At 75.9% G+C, this 2,604-nt stretch carries 4 protein-coding genes; all 4 read left to right on the top strand.

From position 1 onward, the window contains the following. The first annotated feature begins 209 nt into the window (after positions 1–209). From folE to folK, 4 genes are read left to right on the top strand one after another with little or no spacing between them, the layout of a single operon-like run. Positions 210–809 carry a GTP cyclohydrolase I FolE gene (gene folE, locus GTW08_RS20715; protein ID WP_073576926.1) on the top strand — a complete coding sequence of 200 codons (600 nt, stop codon included), beginning with the start codon at positions 210–212 and terminating at the stop codon, positions 807–809. Between the two features lie 49 nt (positions 810–858). Beyond that, on the top strand, positions 859–1,689 hold the full coding sequence (gene folP / locus GTW08_RS20710; RefSeq protein ID WP_073576927.1) for a dihydropteroate synthase: 831 nt from the start codon (positions 859–861) through the stop codon (positions 1,687–1,689). Then, on the top strand, positions 1,686–2,051 hold the full coding sequence (gene folB, locus GTW08_RS20705) for a dihydroneopterin aldolase (RefSeq protein ID WP_161152406.1): 366 nt from the start codon (positions 1,686–1,688) through the stop codon (positions 2,049–2,051). Before folP ends, folB begins: the two co-directional genes overlap by 4 nt. Beyond that, positions 2,048–2,563 (top strand): 2-amino-4-hydroxy-6-hydroxymethyldihydropteridine diphosphokinase, encoded by a 516-nt coding sequence (gene folK, locus GTW08_RS20700; protein ID WP_073576765.1) that lies wholly within the window; start codon positions 2,048–2,050, stop codon positions 2,561–2,563. Before folB ends, folK begins: the two co-directional genes overlap by 4 nt. Positions 2,564–2,604 lie beyond the last annotated feature (41 nt).

Genomic DNA, 2,604 nt, shown 5'->3' with positions numbered 1-2,604 from the left:
CAGGGCGGGCCGCAGGGCCCCGCCCAGGGCGGTCCCTGGCCCGGTCGCGGACCGGGCGGCGGCAACGGCAACGGCGCTCACGGCAACGGCGCGCCGGGCGGTGCGAACGACCCCGGCGCCGGCGAGCAGCGACGCGGACACGACCCGGAGGCAGGACACTGAGCACGTCGACGACGGACGGACGCTCCGGACCGGTGGAGTCCGCCGCGGTGGCGGCCGGGGTGACTCGGGCCGTACCCGGCGGGATCGACCTGGACCGTGCGGAGCGCGCCGTCCGCGAGCTGCTGATCGCGGTCGGGGAGGACCCGGACCGCGAGGGTCTCAAGGAGACCCCGGCCCGGGTCGCGCGCGCCTACGGCGAGATCTTCGCCGGGCTGTTCGTCGACCCGGACACGGTGCTGGAGAAGACCTTCGACGAGGGCCACGGCGAGCTCGTGCTGGTCAAGGACATCCCGATGTTCTCCACCTGCGAGCACCACCTCGTGCCCTTCCACGGGGTGGCCCACGTCGGCTACATCCCGGCCGTCGACGGCCAGGTCACCGGCCTGTCCAAGCTGGCCCGGGTGGTCGACCTGTACGCCAAGCGACCGCAGGTCCAGGAGCGGCTGACCGCGCAGATCGCCGACGCCCTGGTGCGCAAGCTGAACCCGCGCGCGGTGATCGTCGTGCTGGAGGCCGAGCACCTGTGCATGGCCATGCGCGGCATCCGCAAGCCGGGGTCGCGCACCACCACCTCGGCGGTGCGCGGGCTGTTCAAGAGCTCGGCGACCTCCCGCGCGGAGGCGCTCTCGCTGATCAGGGGGCGGTGACGTGGTCGCCCCCGGCGGGGCGTTGCCGGAGCTCGGCCGCTGCGCGGTCATGGGGATCCTGAACGTCACCCCCGACTCGTTCTCCGACGGCGGCCGCTACGTCGACCGGTCGCACGCCGTCGCGCACGGTGTCGCGATGCGCGACGCCGGGGCCGACCTCGTCGACGTCGGCGGGGAGTCGACCCGGCCCGGCGCGCAGCGGATCGACGCCGCGACCGAGCGGGACCGCGTCCTGCCGGTGGTGCGCGAGCTCGTCGCCGCGGGCGTGCGGGTCAGCGTCGACACGACCCGGTCCGCGGTCGCCGAGGCCTGCGTCGAGGCCGGTGCGGCGATGGTCAACGACGTCTCCGGCGGCCTGGCCGACCCGCGGATGGCCGCGGTCGTCGCCGAGTCGCGGACGCCCTGGGTGATCATGCACTGGCGCGGGCACAGTGCCGGCATGCAGCAGCTCGCAGGCTACGAGGACGTGATCGGCGAGGTCCGGTCCGAGCTCGTCGCCCGGGTCGACCACGCCGTGATGGCCGGGGTCGACCCCGGCCGCATCGTGCTCGACCCCGGTCTCGGGTTCGCCAAGAACGCCTCGCACAACTGGGCGCTGCTGCGCCGGCTCGACGTGTTCGTCGACCTGGGGTTCCCAGTGCTGGTCGGGGCCTCGCGCAAGCGGTTCCTCGGTGAGCTCCTGGCCTCGGCCGAGGGCGAGCCGCGCACCCCGCCGGGCCGCGACATCGCGACCGCCGCGGTCAGCGCGCTCGCCGCCAACGCGGGCGCCTGGGGCGTGCGGGTGCACGACGTCGAGTCCACGATGGACGCCATCGCGGTCGCCGCCGCCTGCCGGCTCGGTGCCTCGCGCCCCCGCACCCCGCGGGAGACCGGGCGGTGAGCGACCGGATCGAGCTACGGGGCCTGCGGGTCCGCGGGAACCACGGCGTGTTCGACCACGAGCGTCGCGACGGCCAGGAGTTCGTCGTCGACCTGGTGGTGCACGCCGACCTCGCGCCCGCCGCCGCCTCGGACGACCTGGCCGACACGCTGCACTACGGCGAGCTCGCCGAGCTGGCCGCGGGCATCGTCGGCGGTCCGGCCCGGGATCTCATCGAGGCCGTCGCCGGGGAGGTCGCACAGGCCGTACTGGACTCCGACGCCCGGGTCGCCGCCGTCGAGGTGACGCTGCACAAGCCGTCGGCGCCGATCCCGCTGACCTTCGACGACGTCGCGGTCGTCCTGACCCGGAGCCGGGCGTGACCCGCGCGATCCTGTCCCTCGGCTCCAACCTGGGCGACCGGGCCGCGCACCTGCGCACGGTCGTCGCGGACCTGGGGGCGGCCGTCGTGGCGGTGTCGCCAGTGTTCGAGACGGCGCCGTGGGGCGTGACCGACCAGCCGGACTTCCTCAACGCGGTGCTGGTCGCGGACGACCCGGCGCTCGATGCGTGGGGCTGGCTGCGCCGGGGGCAGGCACTCGAGGACGCCTCGGGCCGGGTCCGCGAGCAGCGGTGGGGGCCGCGCACCCTCGACGTCGACGTCGTCCAGGTGACCGACGACGGCGCCCCGGTCACCTCGGACGACCCGGAGCTGCTCCTGCCGCACCCGGGCACCCCCGACCGGGCCACCGTGCTGCTGCCGTGGCTGCTCGCCGAGCCCGGGGCCGTCCTGCACGGGCACGGGCCGGTCGCCGACCTGCTGGACCGTCTCGGCCCGGACGGCCGTGCCGGCGTGCACCGCCGCGACGACGTCGTCCTGCGGGACCCGGCATGACCGCGCCCGGACCGGGCGGACGGCGCTCGGGCCGCGGCCCG

Origin of the sequence: Pseudonocardia sp. SID8383 (genome assembly GCF_009864975.1) — a bacterium.
In the GTDB taxonomy this organism is placed as follows: Bacteria; Actinomycetota; Actinomycetes; order Mycobacteriales; family Pseudonocardiaceae; genus Pseudonocardia; species Pseudonocardia alni.
The sequence above is the reverse complement of the archived record's forward strand: the minus strand, read 5'-3'. Positions and strand labels throughout refer to the sequence as shown.

Excerpts from the sequence above, each read along its gene's own strand:
- folP (WP_073576927.1), top strand. The coding sequence starts at position 859 with ATGGGGATCCTGAACGTCACCCCCGACTCGTTCTCCGACGGCGGCCGC.